The organism is Tsuneonella sp. HG094, from assembly GCF_053819285.1.
This window is the reverse complement of record NZ_JBSORA010000001.1, coordinates 2,889,372-2,915,002: the sequence shown is the minus strand read 5'-3', so window position 1 is coordinate 2,915,002 and position 25,631 is coordinate 2,889,372. Positions and strand designations below refer to the sequence as shown.

Here is a 25,631-nt window from a genome sequence, read left to right as displayed (position 1 = left end):
TCCCACTGTCGTGTTCCGCGGGGGTGGCGCCATGGCCGGGAAGGTCAACCGCGATGACTGTTCGTTCAGCGCTCAGAGCGTCGATTACGGTGCTCCACGACCGCGAGCTTCCGCCCAGTCCGTGGACAAGCAGGAGCTTGCGGCCCGTGCCGCGTTCTATCTGGTGCAAGGGGACCTCCTTCGTTGGTTACCCAACGATCGCAACCGACTTGTGGCCCCCAGCCTCACATAGGGTCTAAGAGGCCTTTTTCTGGCGACCGCGCTTCTGGCCGGGCTTGCGGCCCAGGCCGATCTTCACAGCCAGGTCTCTGCGCGTCTCGGCATAGTCTGGTGCGACCATCGGGTAATCGCCTGCAAGGCCCCAGCGTTCGCGGTACTCACTGGGCGTCATGCCGTGCTCGGTCATCAAGTGGCGCTTGAGCATCTTCATCTTCTTGCCGTCTTCGAGGCAAACGAGGTGATCGCGCTTGACTGAGGCACGGACCGAAACCGCGGGATCAGGGCGGGCTTCTTCAGCCGGCGCGGTGCTACCGAGGCCGTTGAGAGCCTGGTGCACAGTCGTGATGAGTGCCGGGACATCCTCGACCCGGACGTTGTTATTGCTCACGTGCGCGGCAACAATGTCCGCGGTGAGAGTAATCAGCATTTCGGCCGTACCGGTCTCGGTGATGTCCATAAAATCCTCTTGCGATCGTGATAAGCTCACTCGAATAGGGAAGCTCGAGTGTTTGGCAAGTATCTCTTCGCTCCCAATGTATTTCGATCATCGTGTGGAGTGTCGCAGTTTGTCTGGAATTGGGCCGTCTTCAGACTGTCAGCTTCGGAGTTGAGTTATCCAAAATCCTGCCAGTCTGCTTAGATCCTGTTTAGCGAGTACCGGACAAGCGACGTGGACCCTTACGCGTTCTAACCGCCCCTCAAGGGTTGGGTGTCGCCTCCATAGTTGGCTGCTGCTTAGGCTGGGCAGGTATTTCCAGCCAACCTTGCAGATACGCCCCGACCAAGGCCGCGGCCACTGCCGCAACAATACCCAGCACCCACGACGCCGCTGACGGTCCAAAACGCTTGAAGAAGCCCTTCTTCTTCTCGCGAAGGTTGATGGCGGCGAACGGTAGGTAACGCGAGTGGAGCCAATTGACGCCCACGATGAGGGCAAGGCCCGCTCCCATGAAGATTGCCCGGTCAAGCAAGCTAGAGAAGCTGGGCAGCAGCACTACCGCCCCCAACAACAGGAGCTGATTGATGCTTAGCCCCCACCGTTTGAAATTCGTGATGTAGTGCCGCTCGTACTGTTTGAGATCGTGCTTCAAGGTTTCGAGCTGGCCCAGGACCCAGGCTCGGTTCGCCCCTTGCGTTACGGCCGTGTTCACATGCGGGCCAAACTCGATGGAGATGACCTGATCGGCTCCCTTCTCGTCCGGCTTTCTGGCGAAAATCTTGAGAATTTCTGCCTTATCGACCGTGAGTTGAAGCTTCTTGAAGTCGTCGAGGTAATGGGCCTGCTCTGTGCCCGCCACCACGGTCACGACTACTTGAGGGAAGTCGCGTCGGATGTTTTCGGCAATGTCGATGATCTGCTCCCGGCCCACCTCGATCACGCCGAAATTGTGTCGTGCCACGTGAAACTGATCAGTGATCGGGTCTTCGTTCTGCTCGCCGCCCAGGTGGGGAAAAAGCACGAAGGTTCCGGCCGTGCCGATCGTGCTTTCCCAGTCGCCATGAATTTCGCCCTTGGCGTTCATGGTGCCGGTGGCGGTCAGATCCCCGAATTCGAGCCCTTCGACCTGCACTTGGGATTGGCCGGTGAGTGTAAGCGTGGGCGCTTCGAAAGAGCCCTGCACCTCATATACGGCAACGACCACACCTGGCTCATTCATCCGAAGTGTACCGGTTAATGCTTGGTCCTCGCCTTCCAGCTTTAGGAAGACATTGCCAATGTTCGTTCCGTAAGCCTTACCCGCCCAACGCTTTGTTAGTGCCATACTGCCCCCAATGGGCCGCCTTTACACCGAATTGCTGCACAGGAACAGGTTGGGACCAGGAACCCGCGACCCAATGGCGTGAAGGGTGACTTCGGCTACTTTTGTTCGGATGGCCGCTTTGAGCAAGAAACGTATAGGGCTGCGATGGCTGAAATTGGGGCGCGAAGCAGCCACACCCAAGGTCACGCGGGGCCGGCTTCTCGTTCCCCGAATTCAGGTCGGTGTCGGCCCCTCTGTGGTCGCCTCGAGTAGCGCGCCCAGGGCGCCCGCGATCGTAGCGGCCTCTCCGGCGAGGTCAGCGATCCGGAGCGCAAGCTCATTCCACTGCCCATCGGCCTGTATTGCCTGGCCCTCCACCGCCAACGTCGCGGCGTCCTCCAGCTTCGCCGTAAGCAGGGCGAACGTCCGCGTGATCTGCTCGCTGCGATACTCCCTGCCGGCCTCGTCGCTCATGTGGGACACGAAGCGGGAAGGTTATCGTTAAGTCCATCCCGAGCTTTTCGGAAAGCTGGCAGCCGGCTGCACATTATCCATTCGACTTTGTCGCAACGCCGAGCATTGCTGTTCCTGCGAGTCGGGCCGGAGCCTGACAACCCGGAGGCAAGCTGATGCCTGACCGGGCCTGAGCTGGTGGGAGCAGCAAACCGCTGCCCCTCTTAGTCAGGAGCGTAGGATGAACGATGAGACCAGCAATACCCGAGCAAAGCGGCACCGCCGCATGGCCCGCGAGCCTCAGCTGCAGGAAACCAGTCCACCAGATGCCGGGCAGGATGCACCGAAAGAGCTAGGCCCGTCTTCGGTGACTGTTTCCGGCGATAAGCCACCTTCAAAGACTTCGCTGATCCTCGACCTGCTTGCGCGCGCAGAGGGCGCGACGCTCGATCAGATGGTCGAGGCGACCGGTTGGCTGCCGCATACCACACGGGCTGCATTGACCGGCCTCAAAAAGAAAGGACACGCGGTCAGCAGCGTGAAGGCTGACGGCGTGCGCGTCTATCGACTGGTGCAGGCAGCAGCACTGTGAGACTCGACGTGCAACTGGCACGGTTGACTCGGATGACCCCATCCGAGGTGAAGGCCGAGTGGCGCCGGGTGTTCGGCACGCCGGCGCCGCCTGCTTTCGGGATCGCGCTCACGGTCCGCGCGATCGCTGCACGCTATCAGGAACAGGCGTCCGGCGGTCTGTCGATAGCCGAGCTGCGCTTGCTCGACCGGCAGGTACGAAAGAACGAGCGCAAACCCGCGGCCGCGCCGGTCGTCAAACCGGGGACATGGCTATCGCGAACCTGGCACGGCGAGGTGCACGAGGTGGTCGTGCTCGAAAGGGGCTGCGAGTACCGCGGCACACGCCATGCTTCGCTGAGTGCTGTCGCGCGGACAATCACCGGAGCCCGCTGGTCGGGACCGCGCTTTTTCGGCCTGCACAGTCCCCGGCTCGGCACCCTCAGGGTTGGCGCTCATGCGTAGGGAGGGACGCCCCATCCGCTGCGCGGTCTACACCCGCAAGTCGACCGACGAGGGGCTCGACAAGGCGTTTAACAGCCTCGATGCGCAGCGCGAGGCCTGCGCCGCCTATGTGTTGAGCCAGCAGCACGAAAGCTGGGTGCTGCTGCCCGACCTCTACGATGACGGCGGGTTCTCGGGCGGATCGATGGACCGGCCCGCGCTCCGCCAGCTCATGGCGGTTGTGAAAGCGGGCAAGGTCGATGTGGTGGTAGTCTACAAGATCGACCGGCTGACCCGCAGCCTCGCTGACTTCGCAAAAATCGTCGATGTCCTTGACGGGGCCGAAGCATCGTTCGTCAGCGTCACCCAGGCGTTCTCTACCACCACCTCGATGGGGCGATTGACGCTCAATGTCCTGCTCTCGTTCGCGCAGTTCGAACGCGAGGTCGGCGCAGAGCGCATCCGCGACAAGGTCGCGGCCAGCAAGGCGAAGGGCATGTGGATGGGCGGCGGTGTCCCGCTCGGGTACGAGGTCGTTGATCGCAAGCTGGTTATCATCCCCGACGAAGCGGCAACGGTGCGCCACATCATGGAGCGGTATCTCGCGGCCAGTTCGATCCGCGCGCTGGTGCACGAACTCGAGGACGACGGGATAGTGAGCAAGCGCCGGACCTCGCGCAGTGGTCGAACCTCGGGCGGCCATCCAATGAAGCGCGGCGCGCTGCTCTGGTTGCTCCGGAACCCACTTTACGTCGGCCAGGTCAAACACAGGGACAAGGTCTATCCCGGCGAGCACGAGGCCATCGTCAGCCTCAAGCTGTTCGATGAGGTTCAGGCGAAACTGAGTGAGCAGGCATCCGAGGGGTCGGCAGGCGGGCCCCATCGCCGCGTTGCCCTTCTGGCCGGAATGATCCGCGACGATCGCGGGCGGCCGATGTCGCCGGTGCACACCCGCAACCACGGCCGGCGATACACCTACTACGCTTCGAACCTGAACGACGACCAGGGCGCCCCTGCCCTGCGGCTTCCCGCGGGCGAGCTGGAGGGCTCGGTCAGAACAGCAATCGCCGACTGGATCGAGAACCCGGCGCACCTTGCAGAGCTTGCGGCGGAGCTTCAGGCGGATGACAAACGCCGCTTCTTCGATGTCTGTACCAAAATCGCCCGAACGGTCAGGGGCGCTCCCATCGGCGAGGCACGCAGGCAGTTCGACAGCCTCGGCGTCGAGCTCAGGGTGAGCTTTGACGAGGTTGCGGCCTCGTTCGACGCCGCTGGCCTGCGCACGGCGGCAGGACTTCCGGCCGAGTCCCGGCCGGTCAGGCTGGTCATTCCAACCAGCCACGAAAGCTACGGCCACGAGGCGCGGCTGCGGCTCGAGCCTTCCGCAGGATCCGCTCCGGTGCCCGACCGGGCGCTCGTTGAACTGCTCGGACGGGCTGTGGCCGCGCGGGACGAACTGCTGGCGCTGTCGGACCAGGAGGTAAGCTGCATGCCGGTCACGCGCCTGCGTCATCTGCAACGGACCGCGAGGCTGAGCTACCTCGATCCATCGATCATCCGGACGATCCTCGGCGGAACCCAGCCGAAGAGGATGCAGGCCCGCGAACTATGGCGGATGGCTGACCTTCCGCTGGACTGGGCAGAGCAGCGCCTGCAGCTTGGTATAGCCGCAGATTAGAGTCCGGTTGCCGGGGCCGTGCGATCCGGCCCCGACGCCGCGTGACTGGCACAGCACTGGACGCGCTACAACTCCGCATAAACAGCTACGCGGACGGCGTCCGCAGTGCACGCGGCGCCAAGCTTCATGAGCAGTGTCCTGCGGTAGGCGCCCACCGTTGCCTCGGCGATCCCGAGCCGCTCGGCGATCCCCCTGGGGCCTTCCCCGCCGACCAGCAGTTCCAGTATCCGCCGTTCGGCGGGCGCAAGCCCGGCGACCAGCTTACGGCAGCGCGATCGCTCCTGATCGAGACCGTGAAAGGGGGATGCTTCATCGGAAGGGATGTCTCGCACGTCGATCTCCCGTCAGTCCAGCAAAGGAGTCGCCCGAAGCGACAACTCCCTCGTCGGCCCGTTCGAGCCTGGTGCGATCACGGGTCTTCTACACCGGTTCAGAACGGAACTGTATCCCTCATTCGTAGAGAAAATTTGCACTGCGGTAAGCATATCGAGACACCATTTAGTGCCAGCGCTGTTGCGTGGCGGAACTGGCCGGGATACCCCTCGTTCGGGTCGCAACAACAGTGCTCCTCTCCGATAGCGCTGCGGCCCCGGACTTATCCCACTCCCGCTTCGGCGGGAGTTTTTTAATCTCATATCCGTCTGCCGTTCATCAATCTGGGGCGGCGATTGCGGACCAGTACGGTGCCGAGCGCAGCGATGACCACCACGATCCAGGCGATCAGGGCGCAGGCGATGACCAGGCGCGGCTCCATTTCCGGGACAAGCAACCGGCCCCTGCATCATTTCCTCGAGCCCGCAAGTACGGGTATTCGGCCCGCCTCCTGAAAGACGAGTGATCGTTGCCGCTAGATTATCGGCCATCGCGTGCCGTAATAAGGCGCGTAGTAACTACCCATGGCTTCGGTGAAAGCCGCGTAGCCGGGTCCGCCCAACGCACGAAGCTCCTCGGCGTCGTAGTGCGGAGCACCTTCCAGCACGGCTTTGTCGAGCGGGACAACATAGCCACCGCGCTTGGGGTCATAATCCAGGACGGTCCATGGGAGAGGGTGGAACCTCTTGCCGATCCCGAGAAAGCCCCCGAATGACATTATGGCCCAGACGACGGTGCCTTCCTGACGGTCGATGGAAAGATCGTCGATATGTCCGATGCGCTCGCCATTGTTGTTGAACACCGGAGTGTCCTCCACACGACTTGCCAGAATCAGCTGGTGCTCGGATGTGGTGCCGGTAGCTGAATTGTCCTGGGCCATGGCCTCTCTCCAGTTGGACCGCTGTATCAAGCGGATCCCCGTCCAAGAGCATGCGTCTGTATCTTCAACACCCGGCGCATGTGCCCGTTCCAGCCAATTCCAGAGCGGCCGCGCCCCGGAGTGAAAGGATGGGTTCAGGCGGCCAGGCTGGAACTGCTTTTCAATGTATGTTCCTTTGCGCCCCGTTCGACCGTTTCGTGCGGTGGGACCCCCATCCCTCTTTGCGCACGCAGCCAATTGAGAAGAAGACGCACGCCTCCTTTGCTTGGAGCAAAATGCCAACGCCTTTGGGAATGGAAAGGTCTCGGCCGGCGCGCAGATATGACTTGAAAGGGCGCGTGTGAGGAGCAGTGTGCTCCTGCCGGGTTCCCTGATCCCATGGTCAGGTTGCTGCCCGTCACATCATGCACCGTCGAGAATAGCGGCCAGTAGGTCGGTTTTTTGCCCAGAGAGAATCTCGGCCAAAATCCTCGCGATTGAGTAGGTCGCTGCGTCTCTGACAGGGGACACGGATCTACCACAGGTCGGCAAAGTCCCGGAAAGACGGGGACAATTCAGAGCATGATGCTTGAACATCTTATCGTTCCAGAACCACGGCTTCTGCGTGGTGAACCACGCAGTCTCGGCCTAACCCGTCTCGCCGCGGATCTTCCCTGATAAGCGGGGAATTACAGGGAGAAAGGTGAGAAAACCGGCTTCTTACCGATTTATTGGGCTCGGAAACCCGCAGAAAACCGAGCTTTAGCGGGCGAATTCCCTACGATCGATAACAGGGAAACATCTCTGGCAGTTCAGGGAGCCGACACCGCGTTAACAGGGAAACGCTGACGGTATCAGGGAATGCGCTCAGTCAGTGGCTTCAAGGCCCCAACCAGTTGCAGACAAAGGCGATCGAGGAGCTGCTTGGACCCAGGATCCGGGGAGAATGGTGACATGCGCCAGCGGCGATGCTGAAGAAATAGTGTGACCCAAAGGACAGCAGCCCCCCCTGACCAGCGACCGCTTTCCATCGCGCGGCGGAGTTGCAATTCCTCGAATGCGAACGGGTCTGTGATCCCGACCACCCTCGCGAACGCATAGCCATCGATGAGATGCGCAAGGTGGACCGAGCTCTGCCAGTCAAGATCGTCCGGAATGGCATGGAACTGTCCATTCGCGACCGCGTGGACCCAATAGGGTGAAGTGGGATCGGGCGCTTGGCAGATTGCCTCTTCGAGCAGGCCTATTTCCTCGCGCGGCAAGCGGCCGAACAGCAGGGCGGCAATCTGTTGGATCGTGTCTATTGTCACGAAACGCGACTTTGTCAGGACCCGGTGCGCCGGCCTGCCTTTCTTGGTGCCGGTCGCATCGGCCTTCGAATGCCGGGCGATCCTCTCCCCTAGATCAGGTAGCGGCAGACCCGGCGGATGGCCGAACCAGCGAAACGGACCGAGTTCGAGCGTGGCGGGATCGTAGTCGAACCAGATTACGCAGCCCGAAGGCTTGAATGAAAGTCGCCGGTTGACTGAGACGGACGATTTGCGACCACCCATCGCCATCGACTTGAGCTGCACGTGCCGCTGGATTCCGCGGGCCTCGACCACGATGTCATACCCGCTGTCGTCGACCTCCGATCGAAGCACCTCCAGGTCGCGGCAGCCTTCCAGCCACAGGGTGGTGGTGAGCGAGGCGACGAAGCGGTGCTCGAGGATTTTCTCTAGGCTCGAAGAGTGATGGTTTGCTGTGTTGGGCTCGGCCATTCCTGGACACGTTGCTTGTGGCCGCGCCAAAGTCGAGCACAATTGTGACTGATTGTCCGTAGACCGATTGGCCTAATCACGGCCCTGTCGGGCGATGGACGCCCGGAAGGTCTTCGGCACGAATGTGCGCCGGCTGCGGCTGGAGAAGGGCCTGTCTCAGGAGGAGTTCGGGTTCGCCGCGGGGATTGATCGTACATACGTATCGGGCGTCGAGCGCGGTATTCGCAATCCGTCGCTGTTGCTCGCAGACAAGTTCGCCAATGCTTTGGGCGTAGAGCTCAGCGAACTGCTGCGTCAGGCGGCACCATCCTGATGACGCGTAGTTCAGGGAACGGCTTCTACCACGAATGGTCGTCGGACAGTGTCGAATGGCTGCACCGCCGCGACAGAGCGAAAGAACAGGTCGTCAACGCCGATCTCGTCCGAATCCTGATCGTAAATCCCGACCTGATCGCTGATCCGATCCTGCGGAATTACCTGATTCTCGGGCTGGAAGGTCAGTTGAAAGGGCGACGGGGGAGGAAGCGCCTCGCATCAAAGCGATTGCGCGACCTTCACATCATGACAGCCTATGAGACGCTGTTGCCCTACTTGCAGCTTAGATTTGCACGCGAGCGGAAGGGCGCGAGGAAGGAGCGCGGTGCGAGCGGGCCAGCCGAGTATCTCTGCGAGATCATCGGCAAGCGATACGGCGTGGAACCGGAAGGCATACGCAACCTAGTGTCCTCACTTAAAAAGCGACGGAATTAGCGGGAGGGAACGGCCTATCGCTTGCTGACATGGGGGGCTTCCCATCAACCAGGGAAGCTCTTTGACATGAATGACATTTCGATAATCGCGCCAGACCGGCTCGAACACATCGCGTTGGTCGATCTTGTGCCCCATGATCGCAACCCGCGTACGCACTCGAAGAAACAGCTCAAGCAGATTGCCGACAGCATCCGCAAGTTCGGGTTCACCAACCCCGTTTTGATAGATGCAGCCAACTCGATTATCGCCGGCCATGGCCGGATCGAGGAAGCGCGCTTGCTGGGAATGAGCGAGGTTCCCGTGCTGCGGCTGGAACACATGAGCGAAGCCGAGAAGCGGGCCTACGTCATTGCCGACAACCGGCTGGCGGAGCTGGCCGGTTGGGATAACGACCTGCTCGCATTGGAGTTCGGGGCCATTGCCGAGCTGGACGACGCATTCGAGCTTGCGCTGACCGGATTCGACGCGGCCGAGATCGAGGCTTTGCTCAACGGACTCGATGAGACGCCCCCCACGGAAGAACCCGTCGAGGTCGATCTGTCGGCGTCGATCGTCACCCATGCGGAGAACATCTGGTTACTCGGCGATCACGCCATTGCATGCGGGGATGCGACCGATCCGGAAGTCTACGCTCGTCTTCTCGGTAATGAGAAGGCGCAGATGGTGTTCACCGATCCGCCCTACAATGTACCGGTCAATGGCCACATCTGCGGCCTCGGCAAGGTGAAGCACGACGAGTTTGTGATGGCTGCCGGCGAGATGAGCGAGGCTGAGTTCACGCGGTTCCTGACTTGCGTTACCGGCAACCTTGCCGCGTACAGCAGCGATGGCTCGATCCACTACGTCTGCATCGACTGGCGCCATATGACCGAACTGCTGGCGGCGGGGCGCGCTTCTTACACCGAGCTCAAGAACCTCGTTGTGTGGAACAAGGACAACGGGGGGATGGGCGCGTTCTATCGTTCGAAGCACGAGCTGGTGTTCGTTTTCAAGAATGGTACCGGCTCCCACATCAACAACTTCGGGCTCGGCGAGCACGGCCGTTACCGGACAAACGTTTGGGATTATGCCGGGATCAACTCGTTGAGGGCAGGCCGGGCAGAGGAGCTGGCGATGCACCCCACCGTCAAGCCGGTCGAGATGGTGGCTGATGCCATGCGCGACTGTTCGCTGAGGGGCGGGATCGTACTGGACGCGTTTTCGGGTTCTGGCACGACGATCATGGCCGCTGAACAGACTGGCCGGAGGGCGCGCGCCATTGAACTCGACCCGCGCTACGTCGATGTCGCGGTGAGGCGCTGGCAGAAGTCAACCGGACGCAAGGCAGTACTGGCCGGCTCAGACGCGACCTTTGATGAACTTGCGGATCTGGCCGCCGAACTCGAGGGCTGAGTGTTGGGCGAGCGGCGCGGGCGAGGCACGCGCCGCTCACATCAATTGTGCCGGAAATACCGGGAGTGATGGAACCCGCGCCGTGCGCCAAAGCCGGTCCGATCACTCGCGGAAGGCACAACTGATGGAAGATGATGACGAAGATTACACGGTGGGTTACGGCAAGCCGCCCAGGCATTCGCGATTCGCTAAAGGTCGGTCTGGAAACCCCGCGGGCCGGCCGCGCAAGGACAAGCCGCCCGCCGATTTGCGCTCGATGCTGGAGCGCGTTGCCAACGAAACCATTGAGATCGGCGGCGAAACCCTGACACTGCAGGAACTGGAGCTAAAAGCGATTCAGCGCAAGGCCGCCAAGGGTGACATTGCGGCCAGCAAGTACCTTGCAGCACTGAGGGAGAAAGCGGGCTTCAACCAGCCAGTACGGCAGGGCGGAGTTCTGGTCGTGCCAGGTATGGAGAGTCTTGAGAAGTGGTCGGCAGCGGCCGCCATCCAACAGGCGAAATACCGCTGCAGCATCACCGACGAAACTCATCAAGAAGACCAGCCTTGAATCGTTGAGGCGGGCAAGTGCCGGTTCTCATATTCGACAAGCTCGCCGCAAAGCTGACTCCGCCTGAATCCGAAGAGGACCGGGCAACCGCGCGCCGAAATGCCGAAGCGCTGACATCCCAGTGTCCCTTTATTGCCGACGTACTGGATCAGCACAGGCAGATCGAGGCATGTTTTGCTGACGCTCGGTCAGCGCACGACGCCAACTCGCGGACAAATGCGCCGAAGAAATTGGGCGCCTTGCTGACTGCGCATGCCAACGCCGAAGAGGCCGTGCTATACCCCGCGATGGCGGACAACGGAGAGAAGTCGCACGCAGCGATGGCCTATCAGGAACAGGCCATGACGAAGGTCGAAATGGCCCAGATCGAAATGCTGCCGCCGATGAGCCAGGAATGGCTCGACAAGCTTGACCATATCCAGGGCGCAGTCGCGCATCATATGTATGAAGAGGAAGGCACCTGGTTTCCCGAACTCGTGGAACGGATTCCAACTGCCCAGCATCGCCACGTGGTGGAGCGCTTTCGGGAGGAATTCGGACGCTACTCGAAAACCTCGGCTCCCAAACCGCAGGCTGCCGGGATCACTCAGCTCGCGTAAAAAGTGCGCTGATCTGGGCGCGGGAGCGAAACAACCGGGCTTCTTGATGCGTTGGCTTTCCGAAACCTCGTAGCAGGAGCGAACCCACATGACCGACAGTCAGGAACGGAATGCCGCTCAGCTCGGTATCATCGGGAAGTACGCCTACGCCTGGATCAAACTGGCGTTCTTCCTGATATCGCTTCTTCTGCACTGGTATTTCGGGTGGAAAGCGTACTTGGACGAGGCGGCCGAGCATGGTGCCACTCCGCAGATGATGGAATATCTCAACGAGATGGTCCGCGACACCTTCGAGAACTGGCAGTCCGAGTTTCTTCAACTCCTAAGGCAGGTCGTCGGCCTTGCCTATTTCCTCTATCTCGGTTCGCCATCGTCGAAGGAAAACGACGACCGGGTGGAAGCCAAGATCGATGCACTGCTGCGGTTGCAGGGCAAGGACGGCGAAGCGATCATCGCGGATCTCGACGACAAGTTCCTGCGGCACCACGGTCATGCCAAGCCGCACAATCACGGCCAATGAACGCTTCAGCATCCCTTGCGCTGCGTGAGAGCGACCGGGCGAGCGACATCGGCAAGCAGGTGGCGGCCGTTCGGCACGGCGAGATGTCACTCGATGTGCGGAGCTCTGAAGATGACTTGTGGATTTTCGTCAGGCGCGGAAAGGAAAGCGGTGGACTTGGCTGGCGCGTGCCGTTGTTCACCGCCGAAGCCGATATCAGGCAGGACAGCTCGACCTCACTTCTGACGCTCTCGGTCGAAAGCCAGCTCGGTCAGCATCGTATCGTCCTGGAAGCGGGCGAGAACGAGGTGTCGCTCTTTACGCTCACCGTGTCCTTCAAACCGACCGCCGACCTGCACATCCCCTTCTTGCCACGCGACTTGGTCGCCCTCGGGCCTTCGCGTCGTCCGGACAGACCCAAAGGGAGAATCGAAGCACGCCAGCGGCGGCTCAATACGGGCCTATGCTATTTCTCGCTCGAGGAACCCGACTTCGGCAAGGTTCTTTACGTTCAGGACTTGACCGCGCTCAATCCCTACTTCGAGGCGACCGGAACCAAGCCCGAAAACGCCGTCGGTGGCGAATGGCCCGAGGTCGGCTACCTGCCCCCCACGCAGCCGCAGGATGTCTCCAAGACGCTGCCCGGCGGCCGCGAGACGGTGCTCAGCCGCGCCCACCTCTTGATCCGCCGCTTTCCGCAAAACGAGGAGGGGGATTCTGCTTGGCAGTTTCTCGACATGCTCGGTGCAATCTACCGCCGGATTGAACGACCATCGTGTGATTACCGCGACTGGATTGCGCGATCGGAGCAAACGCTTGGCGACCTGGCGTCGAGCAGGAAGGCACGAACGCGCCATCAGGGTCACATCTATTTCCATCCCTACACTGCGTCCGAGAACCCGGATTCGATGGTGCAACTGTCGCTACTGTCGGCCGTTCACGACTGGAGTCATTGGACCACGAAGAAGCACCCGCTCGAGCGCGAGATTTCGGCGGGCCTGCGAGGATTCTACGACCCCAAACTTAAGACGCTTCGCCGCTATCTGCCCGACGTCTCGGCGGACAAGGACCCGGATGCAGTCGACAGCTGGTATCTTTACCACCCGATGGCGATGCTCGCGCATCTCGCGCAAGGGGGCGATGACGATGCCCGCGACCTCTTTTTCGACTGCGTAGACTACGGCATCGAGGCGGCGCGTCATTTCCTGTATGGCTGGCCGATCCAGTACAAGATCGACACATTCGAAATCATCACAGCTGTCGCTGCCGATGAACGCGGACAAACCGACGTCGGGGGCATGTACGCGTGGGTAATGCTCCAGGCATTTCAGCTCTCGGGCGAACAGCGCTTTCTCGAGGAAGCGCGCGCCGCGATCGACGCCGCCGAGGGCATGCGATTCGATCTGAACTACCAGGCCAACCTGACCGCGTGGGGCGCCGCCGCCTGCATCCTGTTGTGGCGCATCACGGGCGATCTCCACTATCTCAAGCAAAGCTACGTCTATCTCGCCAGCTTTTTCCACAACACGCAGATGTGGGAGAGCGAGATCGAGCACGCCGCGCATTACAGCAATTTCCTGGCGGCCACTTGCCTGGAGGACGCGCCCTACATGGCGATCTACGAATGCTTCGACAGCTTCGCGGCGTTCGAGCAGTACCTCGATCTGGGCGGACCGGACCTCATCCCCTCGGTGAAGCTGCTGGTCAGCGAATACTGCCGATACGCTCTCAGCCGGGCATGGTTCTACTATCCCGACGCGCTTCCGCCCGAGGCACTCGCCAAGGACGATATTCGAAACGGCCACATCGATCGTGCCCTCAGTTTTCCGGTCGAGGATCTGTATCCTGATGGCCAGCCCGCAGGCCAGGTCGGGCAGGAGATTTATGGCGCGGGTGCGGCGATGGTCTTCGCCACGCGCTCGTTCCACCGCATCGCCGCTGCGCCTTTCCTGATCCATTGCGATCACTTCGTTCGCGCTTTCACTCGTACTGACGAGCGAGCGGTGAGCTTCTCTTTGGATGGCTCGGCTGCATTGCCAGCCACTATTTCGATCATCCGCGATGGCCGGAGCAAGAGGCGCGTCTCTCCCGTGCTCCGCGGGAGTGACGGCGAGGTGATTCAACCATTGCCAGATCCGCAAGATGTCCTTGCCCGCTACAGCGTGCCGGCCGGGGGTATTTATGCACTGCGTTGGTGAGAACCTACTGGGCGAACGAACAAAGGTTACGTGTGATGAGCGACAATGAAAACAAGCGTATCGGCGACGGCGGGGCCAAGGAAAATCGCACCAGCCTCAAGCCGGGCGAGAACCCGGCATTGCAAAAGGAAAACCGTCAGGCGGTCAAAAACCAAAGCGTTGTCACGCCTGACGATTATCCCGATCGAGGCGAGACAGTCGCCAGGAAATGAGCAGTGACCGTATAAAGGGTCTGGTCCAAAATCTGGGAGCCATCCTCCTTCCCAACCAATGGCTGATCGCTTGCGCGGAAAGTTGCACAGGGGGAATGCTCGCGTCGAGGATCGTCGCTGATACTGAGGTCAGCAGCGCCCTCGATCGGGGGTTCGTCGTGTATTCCGTCGATGCGAAATGCGAACTGCTGGGTCTCGAGCGGAAGCGGGTCGAAGAGTGCAAGGGAGTAGCCGAGGATATTGCCCGAGCGATGGCACGCGCTGCCTTGAGAGACAGCCATGCCGACCTCGCGGTCGCCATAACGGGTTTTGCCGGCCCACCGGAAGGTGACGAGGAGGTAGGCCTCGTGCATCTCGCAACCGCTGCGTCGCACGGGACCGGCTACCGCGTGCTTCACCTGGGCGACATCGGACGGGAAGTGGTCTGCGAGAAAGCAGTCGAAGTGGCCTTAGAGATGCTGATCGAGGCTGCGACGAGCAAGGCAAGCTCGAACGGGTAGGCACAACCTTACGATTGGCCGGTCATTTCGAACCGCGTTTTCGGAATATGCGTGATGCGGCACGCGAGGTCCGCTTCGCCCGACGCGACCACGTAAACCTCACCATGTTCGGCGATGCCGGTGGTGAAGACGACGTCCCGAACGTACATCTTGTCTTCGAGCGGAGCGGTCAGTTCGGCCGATGCCTCCAGCACGGGGTGGTGATCGGTCCGCAGGGCGATCGAGGGATCGTTCCGATCGAGAATGGAAAAGTAGGTCCGATAAATCCCGACGATTTCGCGCGGCTCCACCCCGTGCCACAAGGTGAGCCAACCTTCATCGGTTCGGATTGGAGGGGTTCCCCCGCCCATGCGCGCGGTCGCGACGGTGTCGACATGGGGCCGGATACCTGGTCGAATATAGGGCTTCCAATGGTGCGCGTCCGGCGATGTCGCGAGATTGATCGACGGACCCGCGCGCCATTCGCTGCCGGGAGGGTAGGCGAAATAGAGATCGCCAAGTGGGCGAGTCTGTGCCCAGTACCGGTCCCCGATCAGACCCTCGAAGATCAGCATATCCTTGTTCTGGTGATCGAGGACGATATCCTCGAAAACGTAGTTCAGTCCATCGGTCGAACTATACAATGTCGTCGAATGGCGCTCCGGACTAACTGAGCAGGTCGTCATCAGCCAGCGGTCGCCTACTTTCGAAACACGCGCGTCCTCGATTCCATAGCACTGGAAGCTGGCCTGAGGTGCAATCGCCTTGGCGTAGTGTACCTCGACGACATCTCTACCGTCCGCCGTCAATTCGACGGGGAGAATCCATGAGAGCGAAGTCAACGCCATGACGCGCCATTTACCGCCGCGCACAAGGAATTTGCGCGGGTCGGCGGTGTCGCACAGTTCGACCGGCCACGCGTCGAGAACATACCGGCCATCATCCCAACGAATGGCATGAATCTTTCCGCCTTGGATGGGCTGTCGCAGCGCTTCCGCCACGCGAACGAACATCGCCAGATTGCCGTTAGGCAGGCGCGTCATGCCAGGATTGAAGGCACCCAAAACATAGGATTCTAGCTCAAAGTGCCCCGCAAGCGGCGACCGCGAAAGATCGACGTCGTCCGGACCGAAGATTATTCGGTCATGGGCAAATTCGCTCATTCGTCTTCAATCCGGGGTACGACGGTAACCTGCTGCACCACCGCCCGGCGGGGCTGGGTCAGCATGAACTGGACCGCAACCGCGATATCTTCCGCTCTCAGCATCTTTTCCTGATTGATCTGCTTTGCCTGCTCCTCGGCGGTAAATTCATCGTACTGGAAGTCGGCCCCGGTCTTGCCCGGCTCCACCAAACCGACTTTTATTCCTTTTCCGCTGAGCTCTTTGCGGAGGGCCTCGGCGAACCCGGCAATCCCGGCCTTCATACCTGCATAGACGCTCGAGCCGCCGCCAAGGCTGTGCGCGCTGGTCGACCCGACCAGAACGATGTCGCCGAAGTCCTTCATCACTGTTGCCGCCGCATCAGCCGTGGTGAGGTAGGCTGTGAAATCCACCGCCACCGCATATTGCAACTCGTTCGCGGTCATTTTCGTCACGCCTTCGGCCGGAATGGCCGCGTTGATGACGGCGATATCGAAGCGCCCGCTGAAATAGGCTTGGGCAGCATCGACGAAGCGCTCCACTCCGTCCCGTTCGCCGAGATCGACGGCGATTCCGTCGCCTGTGCCCACTTCACGGATACGTTGGAGTCCGTCGGCGAGATGCTGTTCGTTGCGTCCGCAGATGAAAACGTCGACGCCTTCGGAAGCCAAAAGTACCGCGACTGCGCGGCCAATACCCGTGGTTCCACCGCTCACGATGGCCTTGCGGCCGGATAAGCCAGGCATTTCGGTATGGGCGTCGGCCACGTCACGGCTCGTCGCGGCTCGTGAGTCGGACATATCAGTCTCCACATCAGGGTATTGAATGGACCAGCGAGCAGTGGCTTTGTTCCGGCCCTAGTCCGCTCGACGACCTTATTTGAACCCTGACTGACGTAGTCGTGCTGAGAAACGGAATCCGGTTCGGGCGGTTTCGATTGGCAAGGAGAGCGCGATGTCGGATCGTCCGAGCGAGAATATCGAAAGCAGTGGGGGACGGTCCTGTTCCTCGGCGCCGAAGCCAGCGATCGGAGAAGCCGCCGCGGAGGGCAGCGCTGCGCCCATATCCTTTTCGACCACGGCGCCAGACAGGTCCACTTCCGCTCGTCGATGGCCAAGCGTGCTCTGGGTCGTGCGCCACGGACAGAGTGCGGGTAACGTAGCGCGCGATGCAGCTGACGAAGCGGGTCATTCGCGCATCGAGCTGTCCCACCGCGATGTCGACATACCGCTATCGGAACTCGGCCGGAGCCAGGCAGCTTCCCTCGGCAGATGGTTTGCATCTAACCACGAGGATGGCCGGCCTCAGGTAATGCTAGCCTCTCCCTACTTGCGGGCGCTCGAGACGGCACAGATTTTTCGCGAACACTGCGGCTGCCGACCCGACGAGCGCATTTGCAGCGACGAGCGGTTGCGCGAAAAGGAATTCGGAATCCTGGATGGTCTGACGCGCAAAGGCATCATTGAATTTGAGCCGGAGCAAGCCGGGTTTCGCGACCTGTTGGGGAAATTCTACCATCGGCCGCCCGGCGGCGAGTCCTGGGTCGATGTGATATTCCGTCTGCGCGCGCTAATGGACACGGTCTCACTCCACTATGCCGGAAAAAGGGTGATGATCGTCGCCCACCAGGTCGTCGTTCTGTGCATGCGGTATGTGATCGAAAATCTCTCCGAGGCAGAGATCCTTGCCATCGACCGCGAAGGCGACGTCGCGAATTGTGCGATCACCGAATATCGGTTCGATCCGTCCGCTGGCCGGGACGGCAATCTCGTATTGGCCCGCTATAATGTCACTGCGCCCATGGAAGTGGAGGCTACTCCGATCACCAAGGCGCCCGACAAGATGGTTGCGGCTCGCGGATGAACGCTTTGGCGACCGCTCTCGACTCTCAATGGGTGCGCGCGCATCCGCTTCCCCAGCCAGACGATGGCGCCGACAAGAATGATCGCGGCCGGGTTCTTGCCATCGGAGGCAGTCGATCGGTACCGGGCGGCATCAGACTCACAGCCGAAGCGGCTTTGCGCGCAGGCGCAGGCAAAGTCCGTGTTGGGACCGTTGAAAGCGCGGCAATTGCCTTGGGTGTTGCGATGCCCGAAATCGGTGTCCTGGGCTTGCCCGAGGACGCCGGAGGCGAGATTGCGGACGGAGGGGGCCCTGCCATGGCATCTCTCTTGCCGCATAATGACGCTATCGTGGTGGGACCAGCAATTGCCGGTCGCGACGCAGCTGGGCGTTTGGTCGATCGTTTACTTAGCGAAGCTCCAAATGCTCCGATCGTACTTGATGCGGCCGCGCTTACCTGCCTTTTCCCCGATAGACTGGATCGGCTCCGACGCCACCGATCCCCGGTGCTGTTAACCCCCCATGTCGGCGAAATGGCAGGGCTGCTCGGCTGCGAGCTGTCCGCAGTCGAGCGTGATAGGCCCGGCGCCACCCTCGAAGCAGCGGAGAGAACAGGTGCGGTTTGTGTTCTCAAATCCGCGACCAGCTTCATCGCAGATCGAGCGGGGCATCTGTACACTTATGAGGGCGGCAGCGTAGGTTTGGCGACAGGCGGATCGGGAGATGTCCTCGCCGGAATCGCCTCTGGCCTGCTCGCGCGCGGCACTGACCCCCTTCAGGCAATGTTATGGGCGGTCTGGCTCCATGGCGGGGCCGGGCGTAATTGTGCCAGGGACATCGGCGAAGTTGGATTTCTTGCACGCGAACTGCTATCTCACATCCCCGGATTGATGAGTAAGATTTAAATATCAGTACACATCTCAACTGATGATAACATAAACGGATTTTGACGTCTGAATATATCTGATCTGGGATAATTTTCATTATATTGAATATTTCTAATACAAAACTGTGATAGTATTTCACTAAATCGCGAACGTGAGCATGTGCACGCGCCTAGTAATCGAAAGCGCTCCATGTTCACACTATGTGCGATGTAGGAAAGTGTTTCTCAGTGAAGCGAAGTTCGCTCGCGCAGTTTGTCGTAGCGCTCGGCGACCAAGCGCCACATGGCGATGCCCTCCGCGTCGCCTGACTCCGCCAGCCGCGTGACCTGGCTGACAATATGGTCGGCGCCCCGGTCACCATGGGTCTTCTCAAGCCACAGCGCCACTGCCCACAACTCCTGATCGCGGGTCACCGGAAGATGCCCACGACGAGTGGAACGAGGCCCAGCGCGTGAACGATGCCGATCACCCAAGCTTCGACCAGCAGCCGCGATCGCTGGCCGAACTTCAATGGCGTACGATCGCCCGCCGGTAACCAGCAGCCTGTGCCTGAGCTTCAGTGCAGAACCATTCCTCGGCACGTGTCGGATCGTAATAGGGCATGCCTGGAAGGTGGTAGATCCACTGCCCTTTACGGTTGCGATTGCCCTTGATGACGCAGCCCTGACTGGTTTGCGCCGGTCGCGGGGCTGCATATTGGCGGACTGGCGGATCGGCGGGCCGGGGAGCGCGGGCAGCTCGCCATTCAACCGGCATCGTGAATGTCGAATTCCAGATACCGAGCTTGCTCGCCTTGGCCCGCTCCTCGTCGGCGATGTAGGCCGCACTGTAGTTGCGGAAGGCCACCGCCCAACCTTGCTGGACCATGGTACGATTGAGTTCGAGCCCGGACGCTTGACACACCGCGATCGTGCGGCCGTAATCGTCGTTGCCGCGGCCCCGGCACACCACTTGCTGGCCGGCAATCAGCGATCCGAGCTGGCGGGCCGCTTCCTCCCCGCACGACCATGCCGCGCCATCCCGCGTACACGTCTGCTGTCCTTCCGGCGCATCGATGCCAAACAGACGGACCGACATTCCGCCGACCGTAAGAGAGTCGCCATCGATCGCTCTCGCTTGGCCGACCAGGGTCTGACCAGCTGCCGGCGTTGACATAAGGGCCAGGGCCGCCGTTACAGCGGCGAGAACGACGCGCGCGATTGGTGCGGAGCGTGAGCCTGAGCGGCTATGCGCCAGGCCCCCGCGGTCCATTACTTGAACATCTCTTCGGTGAACGTCTCCGGTGCAGGAGCCCGTTCGCCCGTCTTGCCGGCAGCAATCTCGGCGGCGGTCAGGAAGCGCACGGCGATGCCCAGCGCATTGGTCTTGCCCCAGCTGAGCGCGGTCATGTGGCTGTCCCCGTAGGTCGCATTGACCACCGCATCGGCCTCGAGCTTCTGCGCCTTTTCCCAGAGCTCGTTGTAGATCTTCTCCTGCGACGGCTCCTTGCTGAAGATCGTCGCCTTGCGGATGCCCTTCTTGATCGGCTGCACGATCACATAGGGCCTGTCGGTGATGTCATACGGATAGACCGGCACGCCTGCTTCGGCCGCTGCGGCCGTTGTGGTTGCGCTAGCGACGGTTTCGTCTTTTGCAACGGCGCCCGTGGCCCCGGCAAGCATCACGGCAATGACGGCGCCTACCGTAAGCATCTTATTCATTGGATAGTCCCCCAGTTCTTACCTTGATTCGACCCCGAATCAATGCACTAGGTACATCGCAGGCTCTGGTTGAGGAAGTGCATGGGGGTCACATCATGAGGAAATTTTCAGGGGCTGCGCTGCTGCTCGTAGCGACATTACCGGTCGTAAGCGTGGCGCAGGAAGAGCCGGCTTCCGTGGAGCAACCGGTAGTCACGGCGGCCATGCGGATCACAAAGCCCTCTTCGCTTATCCTTCCGGAGGACACACCCGTTCACCTGATGGTCCTCGACGAGGTGACCACAAAGGAGCACAGCGTCGGCCACCGCTTCAAGCTGCGGGTGCAGGAACCCGTCGTCATCGAGGGCGCAACCGTCATCCCTGTCGGCGCGATGGCCTGGGGCGAGGTCCTGAGTGCCGAACGCAGCGGTAACATCGGCAAGTCGGGCAAGGTATCTGCCCGTCTCCTCTACGTCGAAACCGGCAGAGTCCGCATTCCAGTCTCGGGTGAGACCAGCAGCAAGGGCAAATCGGGCACCGCAGAGACCGTCATGGGCGTGCTGGGGCTCGGGGTGTTCGGTCTGTTCGCCAAGGGCAACAATGCCAAGATCAAGGCTGGCGAGAAAATGATCGCATTCACGAGCGAGGCCACCGAGCTGCCGCGACCGAGCGCTCCGTGATCTTCGCGCTCGCTCTGGCTGCAGCCACTGTCCCGGTTGCCGTCGTCAATGCTGTGGCTCCGCCGTCAACTTCTACGCGGACCATCCAGATCGGGACCGAAGTGTCGCTCATCCTGCTCGATGACCTCTCCAGCAAGACCAGCCCGAAGGGCACCCCGTTCGACCTCGAGGTTGCCGAGGATGTAGTGAAAGACGGTCAGGTGCTCATCCCGGCGGGAACACGCGCCGTGGGCGAGGTGACGCGGTCCGATCCCAAGGGCGCCTTTGGCAAATCAGGCAAGCTCGAGGCCGCGATCATGTACATTGTCCTGGATGGAAAGCCCGTGCGCATGTCGGGCCGCCTCGGTGCGGCCGGCGAGGGCGGGACGACAGAGACGGTTCTCACTGCCGTGGCGGCGGGCTTGCTGGCGTTCGCGGTGACCGGCAAGAGCGCAACGATCCCCAAGGGCACGCGGCTCCGTGCCTTCCTCAATCGAACTGTCAGGATTGCCGATTAATCACTTGGGGGACCCCAACCTGGATGGCGTCCGGATCGCCGACTTACTTGAGGCGTGAATGCGAGGCTGAGAGGTCAATCGCAATGCAGCATCTCAATTTGCACTTCACCGTTTCGTTGGTGAGCCCATCGCAACCGTTGCTTTCGCAAGAGGTAAGGCGAGCGTAGCCACCATGAGCTGCGCCGCAACAAACGCCATCGCACCTCCGGCAAGAATGGTGACGACAAACTGCAAACGACGTGAGAACCGCTGCGAGCGCTCGAGGCTCAAGACTGGATCCGGACTGCGAGTGTCGGCCAAATTCGCCGGTCGCGGACGGCCACGCCTGTCGCTGACAGGCCCAGGGTTTGTACGCTGCTGACGATTCAAGGCGTCGAAGTCGATGTTCTCCAGCGACTGCAGTCCCAAGTGATCTCCCGAAATCCAGCGGATCCGGCCAACAATCGAAAGCGGTCCGCGGCACACTTCGACATAGGACCCGATCGGCGGCGGAGGGATATGGCGCACCATCATCCCGCGCGGCGAAACGTTGCAGATTCGCGAATCGCTCCAACCGATGTCGGATTTCACCCTGGCCTTGATAGCCACCAGTGTCCGGTGTTCGCGCACACGTTTGAATGACATTCTGCGGGACCCGTTGCAATCGGGCCTTCATGCAAGGTTGATATTGCGGAAATGAAACGTGATCACTGAGTAAATGTACTCAGAGTACCAATCGCTTTTGGTATTTGATGGGAAATTAGGACGGTGGCGTGCCCGGCAGTCACGAGGCTGGCGAGCTCGTGGCGTGCAAGATTGGCTTTTTTGCTGTTGAGTGTTACCACGCCACTCGAAGGTGCGCTGATCTTACGACCCAAGACCAGCGCACCTTCACGGTGCGACGCTGTTGCAAGATGCAAAATGGCGGGACGAACGCTAGATCATCCCTTCACCTGCCTGACCGCTTCCTCGAGCTTTTCGCGGCTGTTCCCGTGCTCAGCGATCAGTTGCTCGGCCTGTTTAATGCTGATGCCGTTCTGCTCGGCAAAGAACCGGACTTCGTGGTCCTGATCGCCGGAAACTCGTGTGCGGTCCGCGGTTCGTAGTGTCGTCTGCCATGGTGGTCTCTCCTTACACGGAGCAAACATGTCGCGATTGGTGCAGTTCCAGCAGGCTGCCCTCTCATTCGCTCCATTTATCGAGCGCGGCTTGATAGGCCTTGTGTGCGGCAGCTCTCCTTTGGCGCAGGCGTGAGAGGGCTTTGTCGGCTTGAGAGCAGAGGCGATCAAGGTTTCGCTCGGCCTGGTCTCGCAGGCGCTCCAGTTCGCCAATCTGGTGTGCGAAGTTTGATTTGGCGGCGCTCAACTCCTCTTCGGCTTCGTCGAGCTTTTGCCGGCTTGGAGGCGGTCGCTTCGGCTGTTGAACCCGCGCGCGTCCCTTCGCGGGCTTGTTGGTTGCGCGAGGGCGTTTCATTCCGTTCAGATGAGCGGCGAGGTCCCCGCGCGACACCATCACCACCTCGCCAGGCTTTGCGAGCGGCTCCCTGATCAAGGCGTCGTCCTTGACCTCTTCCGCCATTCCGCGAGCAAACAGATTTACGTCAGAGCCCCAAGCCGCCAGCGCAGACTTCTGGCTGGGCGCGGCAACGTAGGCGTCGTGAAATCCGGCGCTGGTGCGATACACCTTCAGCTTGCGGGGCATAGTGCGCAAGCGACGCAGGCGAACGTTTGTTCCAAGGCATAGCCAGCGAACTATATGCTCAACTGGCTGACGCATGATCAGACCGGCCTATCCGAATTGAAACATATGTTGTCGATGGGTTATCGGAACTCTCCTACGGGAGAGGTCGGACGGGTCTTGAAAGGGACCTATGATGGAGACGTGGATTATCGAGGCGGATATTACCGCCTGCGGAAGCAATTCAAGGACGCCCTCTGGCCCGAACAACGCGCGAAGCTGCTCGACTTGCTGCGCAACAAGGAACGGCTCCTCATGAGGTCTGACGTAACTGCACAAGCGCATTGAGCATTCCCAACACCGCCCCGGGTTTCTCAAGGCGCTTCGAAAACTTACAATCTCCGTCGCAAACGAGTGATTTTCGTGGGCGAGCTCGTGCCCTACAGGCTAAGTGCGAGCGAGTTAGGCGATTTCGCCAGTTAGGACACCGACATGAGCGGACAACGCGCCCGCGCGCAAAAAGAGTTTCGTGCAATGATGAAGTGGATCGTGCTTGCCGCGATTCTTATGGTTGTCGCAGGGTTGTACTATTCGAGTTGGTTCACGGAATTGACGCCGCATTTGGTCGTGGCGGTGGTCCTCGGTACATTCTTTTCCGTCGTGCTTGGTACCGGCCTCTTTGCGCTGGCATTTTTCAGCGACAAAAGCGGTCACGATAGCGACGTCTCCGATTCGACCAATCGGCACAATCGGCGCTAGAAGTGCACATGATCGGCACCTCGCGCGCAGGGCCCTGAAGCAGGACAAGAGCGCCGCTATCTGATCTTATGTGAACACAGTGGCACCGTCTCGCGAGGCGGTTGGCGGCTCTGTAGATTGGAGTGCTGCTAGCAGACTGGCAGCTATCGACCCCATTGCAGTCATGCGATTGCCGAGTGACAGATGGCTTCAGCTGCACAAGAGAGCGGAACCGTTTCTTGCGTAAACCGTTGGGCTGCACCACAGATTGACCTGACGAGCCAAGGTGGGCGATGCTCGGGGAGACACTCATGCAGCGCTTCTTCGCCGCCGTTGCTTCACGCAGCGCTTACCTCATGGGCCATCCGATGGCCTTCCTGCTTTCGACGCTCGCTTGCATTGCCTGGGCGGCTACGGGGCCGATCTTCAATTACTCGGATACATGGCAACTTGTGATCAACACTGGCACTACCGTCCTCACTTTTCTCGCAGTTTTCCTGATTCAGAACAGCCAGAACCGCGATGGCGCGGCAATACAGGCCAAGCTGGATGAGATCCTCCGCGCCGCGGCCGACGCTCGCAGCGGTTTCGTTGGCATCGAGCATCTGACTGAAGAAGAGATAGCCAAGGTGAAGGCCGCACTCGAGCGCGAGGTTTTGCAAGTGAGCGGCGGCGAACCCGACGAAACGCCGACCGTCGACGAACTGCTCGAGCATTGCCGTGATAGCAGTCTCGATGCGCCGGCGAAGGTAACCATCCACAGCTAGGCTGCAGACGCCGCTCATTCCGCGTAAATTAGGTGCGGCGGTTCCGACTCGCACACAATACGGGTGTTAGTTGGAAAACTGCACAATTGCCGCCGGTTTACAGACGCAATCGCCCTTCATCCGCCGGTGCATCAACGCCGACCGCCACGAACGTAAAAAGCAGATGCCCTTCCTCGTCCGTTATTTCCACGCGAAATTCCTCGCCCAGCCAGACCAACTCGGGGCGCTAGTTCAAATGCTCGTTGGCGAATCGGACAGCCCGAATGCGAGCATCGGACATGTTGGGGATTTCGACTCCCTTATCATCAGGATGTTGAATGGCTCCCGCGACGTTGAAAAAGTATCGCATATTCCCCCACGCGATCTAATCGTCGCGCTAGGTCCGATGGTTGGGTCCCGATAGCGCCGCCAGCTTCCTACGCTCTTTCAGTCACATGCGATAGGTGAGCAAGGAAGCTGACGACTAACCCAACTAATTTTGCCCTGGCGAGCCACGTTGAGCGGCGCGAAAGAAGATCAATAGAATGAGGGCAACCGCGCCGGCCGGCAAAGGTCATTGCGATCACCATCTCGGTTGGCATGGCCTTTATCCGACGATGGAGGATCACCGTACGAAACTGATGATCTCAGATTGTGACTCTGGCCTGGCTAATAGCCACCCGATCGCATTCAATGGTGGTGCGAAATTAGCTGGGGTGAAAATGCGTCGACCGCTCATCATATGCCGATACCTGCGCCGCCTGCGGATCACGCGGATGCCGAGGACCACGACCGCGAGGAGGACGAGCGCGATAAGTGCGTAGGCAACGATAAGACGTAACTCAATGCGACCTTAAGTCGCGCCGGGATAAGTTCGTTCCAAAGAAATTTGATGGGCTCATCAGAGCGGGTCGCAGTGATCTGGCGAGCAAAGTGCTTTGTGGCGCGACTTCAACGGCAAAGTTAGGCGGGATCGTTTTGATCCAAT

General features: G+C 60.5%; 36 protein-coding genes. 19 read left to right on the top strand and 17 right to left on the bottom strand.

Annotated features, from left to right (window positions below):
• From ACWPMX_RS14500 to ACWPMX_RS14485, 4 genes are all read right to left on the bottom strand, one after another.
• The coding region (locus ACWPMX_RS14500) for an alpha/beta fold hydrolase (RefSeq protein WP_455700801.1) at positions 1-169 on the bottom strand (169 nt) is incomplete at its 3' end.
• A 66-nt stretch (positions 170-235) separates the two neighbouring features.
• On the bottom strand, positions 236-676 hold the full coding sequence (locus ACWPMX_RS14495) for a MucR family transcriptional regulator (RefSeq protein ID WP_455700701.1): 441 nt from the start codon (positions 674-676) through the stop codon (positions 236-238).
• A 241-nt stretch (positions 677-917) separates the two neighbouring features.
• Positions 918-1,982 carry a hypothetical protein gene (locus ACWPMX_RS14490; RefSeq protein ID WP_455700700.1) on the bottom strand — a complete coding sequence of 355 codons (1,065 nt, stop codon included), beginning with the start codon at positions 1,980-1,982 and terminating at the stop codon, positions 918-920.
• Positions 1,983-2,195: 213 nt separating this feature from the next.
• Complete coding sequence (locus ACWPMX_RS14485) at positions 2,196-2,444, bottom strand: hypothetical protein (RefSeq protein ID WP_455700699.1); 249 nt, start codon at positions 2,442-2,444, stop codon at positions 2,196-2,198.
• A 211-nt stretch (positions 2,445-2,655) separates the two neighbouring features.
• Here ACWPMX_RS14485 and ACWPMX_RS14480 point away from each other — a divergent pair, with 211 nt between their 5' ends.
• The 3 genes from ACWPMX_RS14480 to ACWPMX_RS14470 are packed head-to-tail and all read left to right on the top strand — an operon-like array spanning position 2,656 to position 5,106.
• Positions 2,656-3,006 carry a DUF3489 domain-containing protein gene (locus tag ACWPMX_RS14480; RefSeq protein ID WP_455700698.1) on the top strand — a complete coding sequence of 117 codons (351 nt, stop codon included), beginning with the start codon at positions 2,656-2,658 and terminating at the stop codon, positions 3,004-3,006.
• Positions 3,003-3,449 carry a DUF2924 domain-containing protein gene (locus ACWPMX_RS14475; RefSeq protein WP_455700697.1) on the top strand — a complete coding sequence of 149 codons (447 nt, stop codon included), beginning with the start codon at positions 3,003-3,005 and terminating at the stop codon, positions 3,447-3,449. Before ACWPMX_RS14480 ends, ACWPMX_RS14475 begins: the two co-directional genes overlap by 4 nt.
• Positions 3,442-5,106 (top strand): recombinase family protein, encoded by a 1,665-nt coding sequence (locus ACWPMX_RS14470; protein ID WP_455700696.1) that lies wholly within the window; start codon positions 3,442-3,444, stop codon positions 5,104-5,106. The genes ACWPMX_RS14475 and ACWPMX_RS14470 overlap by 8 nt, the downstream gene beginning before the upstream one ends.
• Before the next feature lie 65 nt (positions 5,107-5,171).
• On the opposite strand, the gene ACWPMX_RS14465 is transcribed toward ACWPMX_RS14470, so the two are convergent.
• The 4 genes from ACWPMX_RS14465 to ACWPMX_RS14450 all read right to left on the bottom strand — a co-directional run bounded on the left by ACWPMX_RS14465 (position 5,172) and on the right by ACWPMX_RS14450 (position 8,097).
• Entirely contained in the window at positions 5,172-5,438 is a 267-nt protein-coding gene (locus ACWPMX_RS14465; RefSeq protein ID WP_455700695.1) for a helix-turn-helix domain-containing protein, read from the bottom strand.
• Positions 5,439-5,737: 299 nt separating this feature from the next.
• Positions 5,738-5,875, bottom strand: a complete 138-nt coding sequence (locus tag ACWPMX_RS14460) for a hypothetical protein (protein WP_455700694.1) — start codon at positions 5,873-5,875, stop codon at positions 5,738-5,740.
• Between the two features lie 78 nt (positions 5,876-5,953).
• Complete coding sequence (locus ACWPMX_RS14455; RefSeq protein ID WP_455700693.1) at positions 5,954-6,358, bottom strand: PRC-barrel domain-containing protein; 405 nt, start codon at positions 6,356-6,358, stop codon at positions 5,954-5,956.
• Between the two features lie 833 nt (positions 6,359-7,191).
• Positions 7,192-8,097, bottom strand: a complete 906-nt coding sequence (locus tag ACWPMX_RS14450) for a hypothetical protein (RefSeq protein WP_455700692.1) — start codon at positions 8,095-8,097, stop codon at positions 7,192-7,194.
• A gap of 94 nt (positions 8,098-8,191) precedes the next feature.
• Here ACWPMX_RS14450 and ACWPMX_RS14445 point away from each other — a divergent pair, with 94 nt between their 5' ends.
• The 9 genes from ACWPMX_RS14445 (at position 8,192) to ACWPMX_RS14405 (ending at position 14,797) form a co-directional block, all read left to right on the top strand.
• Positions 8,192-8,410 carry a helix-turn-helix domain-containing protein gene (locus ACWPMX_RS14445; protein ID WP_455700691.1) on the top strand — a complete coding sequence of 73 codons (219 nt, stop codon included), beginning with the start codon at positions 8,192-8,194 and terminating at the stop codon, positions 8,408-8,410.
• The gene (locus ACWPMX_RS14440) at positions 8,410-8,847 is read left to right on the top strand and encodes a hypothetical protein (RefSeq protein ID WP_455700690.1); all 438 of its coding nucleotides are present in this window, start codon (positions 8,410-8,412) and stop codon (positions 8,845-8,847) included. Before ACWPMX_RS14445 ends, ACWPMX_RS14440 begins: the two co-directional genes overlap by 1 nt.
• 21 nt (positions 8,848-8,868) lie before the next feature.
• A complete protein-coding gene (locus ACWPMX_RS14435) occupies positions 8,869-10,239 on the top strand; it encodes a site-specific DNA-methyltransferase (protein WP_455700689.1) in 1,371 nt (456 codons plus the stop codon).
• A 124-nt stretch (positions 10,240-10,363) separates the two neighbouring features.
• On the top strand, positions 10,364-10,789 hold the full coding sequence (locus ACWPMX_RS14430; protein ID WP_455700688.1) for a DUF5681 domain-containing protein: 426 nt from the start codon (positions 10,364-10,366) through the stop codon (positions 10,787-10,789).
• A 17-nt stretch (positions 10,790-10,806) separates the two neighbouring features.
• Entirely contained in the window at positions 10,807-11,388 is a 582-nt protein-coding gene (locus ACWPMX_RS14425; RefSeq protein WP_455700687.1) for a hemerythrin domain-containing protein, read from the top strand.
• A gap of 88 nt (positions 11,389-11,476) precedes the next feature.
• A complete protein-coding gene (locus ACWPMX_RS14420) occupies positions 11,477-11,908 on the top strand; it encodes a DUF6766 family protein (protein ID WP_455700686.1) in 432 nt (143 codons plus the stop codon).
• Complete coding sequence (locus ACWPMX_RS14415; protein ID WP_455700685.1) at positions 11,905-14,085, top strand: hypothetical protein; 2,181 nt, start codon at positions 11,905-11,907, stop codon at positions 14,083-14,085. The genes ACWPMX_RS14420 and ACWPMX_RS14415 overlap by 4 nt, the downstream gene beginning before the upstream one ends.
• A 35-nt stretch (positions 14,086-14,120) precedes the next feature.
• On the top strand, positions 14,121-14,297 hold the full coding sequence (locus ACWPMX_RS14410) for a hypothetical protein (protein WP_455700684.1): 177 nt from the start codon (positions 14,121-14,123) through the stop codon (positions 14,295-14,297).
• Entirely contained in the window at positions 14,294-14,797 is a 504-nt protein-coding gene (locus ACWPMX_RS14405; RefSeq protein ID WP_455700683.1) for a CinA family protein, read from the top strand. The genes ACWPMX_RS14410 and ACWPMX_RS14405 overlap by 4 nt, the downstream gene beginning before the upstream one ends.
• An 8-nt stretch (positions 14,798-14,805) precedes the next feature.
• Here the strand turns inward: ACWPMX_RS14405 and ACWPMX_RS14400 are convergent, their stop codons facing one another.
• Positions 14,806-15,939: a glycoside hydrolase family 130 protein gene (locus tag ACWPMX_RS14400; RefSeq protein ID WP_455700682.1), complete on the bottom strand. Its 1,134-nt coding sequence runs from the start codon at positions 15,937-15,939 to the stop codon at positions 14,806-14,808.
• A complete protein-coding gene (locus ACWPMX_RS14395) occupies positions 15,936-16,685 on the bottom strand; it encodes an SDR family oxidoreductase (RefSeq protein WP_455700681.1) in 750 nt (249 codons plus the stop codon). Before ACWPMX_RS14395 ends, ACWPMX_RS14400 begins: the two co-directional genes overlap by 4 nt.
• Before the next feature lie 187 nt (positions 16,686-16,872).
• On the opposite strand from ACWPMX_RS14395, the gene ACWPMX_RS14390 reads away from it, so the two are divergent.
• Positions 16,873-17,781, top strand: coding sequence for a histidine phosphatase family protein (locus ACWPMX_RS14390; RefSeq protein ID WP_455700680.1), 909 nt, complete (start codon positions 16,873-16,875; stop codon positions 17,779-17,781).
• Complete coding sequence (locus ACWPMX_RS14385) at positions 17,778-18,665, top strand: NAD(P)H-hydrate dehydratase (protein WP_455700679.1); 888 nt, start codon at positions 17,778-17,780, stop codon at positions 18,663-18,665. The genes ACWPMX_RS14390 and ACWPMX_RS14385 overlap by 4 nt, the downstream gene beginning before the upstream one ends.
• A 206-nt stretch (positions 18,666-18,871) precedes the next feature.
• Here the strand turns inward: ACWPMX_RS14385 and ACWPMX_RS14380 are convergent, their stop codons facing one another.
• The 3 genes from ACWPMX_RS14380 to ACWPMX_RS14370 all read right to left on the bottom strand — a co-directional run bounded on the left by ACWPMX_RS14380 (position 18,872) and on the right by ACWPMX_RS14370 (position 20,347).
• Positions 18,872-19,060: a DUF6961 family protein gene (locus tag ACWPMX_RS14380; protein WP_455700678.1), complete on the bottom strand. Its 189-nt coding sequence runs from the start codon at positions 19,058-19,060 to the stop codon at positions 18,872-18,874.
• A gap of 94 nt (positions 19,061-19,154) precedes the next feature.
• Complete coding sequence (locus ACWPMX_RS14375; protein WP_455700677.1) at positions 19,155-19,724, bottom strand: thermonuclease family protein; 570 nt, start codon at positions 19,722-19,724, stop codon at positions 19,155-19,157.
• A 173-nt stretch (positions 19,725-19,897) separates the two neighbouring features.
• Positions 19,898-20,347, bottom strand: a complete 450-nt coding sequence (locus ACWPMX_RS14370) for a hypothetical protein (protein WP_455700676.1) — start codon at positions 20,345-20,347, stop codon at positions 19,898-19,900.
• A gap of 95 nt (positions 20,348-20,442) precedes the next feature.
• On the opposite strand from ACWPMX_RS14370, the gene ACWPMX_RS14365 reads away from it, so the two are divergent.
• Positions 20,443-21,006, top strand: coding sequence for a hypothetical protein (locus tag ACWPMX_RS14365; RefSeq protein ID WP_455700675.1), 564 nt, complete (start codon positions 20,443-20,445; stop codon positions 21,004-21,006).
• A complete protein-coding gene (locus ACWPMX_RS14360; protein WP_455700674.1) occupies positions 21,003-21,503 on the top strand; it encodes a hypothetical protein in 501 nt (166 codons plus the stop codon). The genes ACWPMX_RS14365 and ACWPMX_RS14360 overlap by 4 nt, the downstream gene beginning before the upstream one ends.
• Before the next feature lie 105 nt (positions 21,504-21,608).
• On the opposite strand, the gene ACWPMX_RS14355 is transcribed toward ACWPMX_RS14360, so the two are convergent.
• From ACWPMX_RS14355 to ACWPMX_RS14345, 3 genes are all read right to left on the bottom strand, one after another.
• The gene (locus ACWPMX_RS14355) at positions 21,609-22,127 is read right to left on the bottom strand and encodes a PilZ domain-containing protein (RefSeq protein WP_455700673.1); all 519 of its coding nucleotides are present in this window, start codon (positions 22,125-22,127) and stop codon (positions 21,609-21,611) included.
• Positions 22,128-22,423: 296 nt separating this feature from the next.
• Positions 22,424-22,630, bottom strand: a complete 207-nt coding sequence (locus ACWPMX_RS14350; RefSeq protein WP_455700672.1) for a DUF3606 domain-containing protein — start codon at positions 22,628-22,630, stop codon at positions 22,424-22,426.
• 34 nt (positions 22,631-22,664) lie between these two features.
• Positions 22,665-23,183 carry a hypothetical protein gene (locus ACWPMX_RS14345; RefSeq protein WP_455700671.1) on the bottom strand — a complete coding sequence of 173 codons (519 nt, stop codon included), beginning with the start codon at positions 23,181-23,183 and terminating at the stop codon, positions 22,665-22,667.
• Positions 23,184-23,237: 54 nt separating this feature from the next.
• Here ACWPMX_RS14345 and ACWPMX_RS14340 point away from each other — a divergent pair, with 54 nt between their 5' ends.
• The 3 genes from ACWPMX_RS14340 to ACWPMX_RS14330 all read left to right on the top strand — a co-directional run bounded on the left by ACWPMX_RS14340 (position 23,238) and on the right by ACWPMX_RS14330 (position 24,664).
• Positions 23,238-23,507, top strand: coding sequence for a hypothetical protein (locus ACWPMX_RS14340; protein WP_455700670.1), 270 nt, complete (start codon positions 23,238-23,240; stop codon positions 23,505-23,507).
• Between the two features lie 144 nt (positions 23,508-23,651).
• Entirely contained in the window at positions 23,652-23,918 is a 267-nt protein-coding gene (locus ACWPMX_RS14335) for a hypothetical protein (RefSeq protein WP_455700669.1), read from the top strand.
• A gap of 290 nt (positions 23,919-24,208) precedes the next feature.
• Positions 24,209-24,664: a low affinity iron permease family protein gene (locus tag ACWPMX_RS14330; protein ID WP_455700668.1), complete on the top strand. Its 456-nt coding sequence runs from the start codon at positions 24,209-24,211 to the stop codon at positions 24,662-24,664.
• A 226-nt stretch (positions 24,665-24,890) separates the two neighbouring features.
• On the opposite strand, the gene ACWPMX_RS14325 is transcribed toward ACWPMX_RS14330, so the two are convergent.
• Entirely contained in the window at positions 24,891-25,013 is a 123-nt protein-coding gene (locus ACWPMX_RS14325; RefSeq protein WP_455700667.1) for a DUF6894 family protein, read from the bottom strand.
• Positions 25,014-25,631 lie beyond the last annotated feature (618 nt).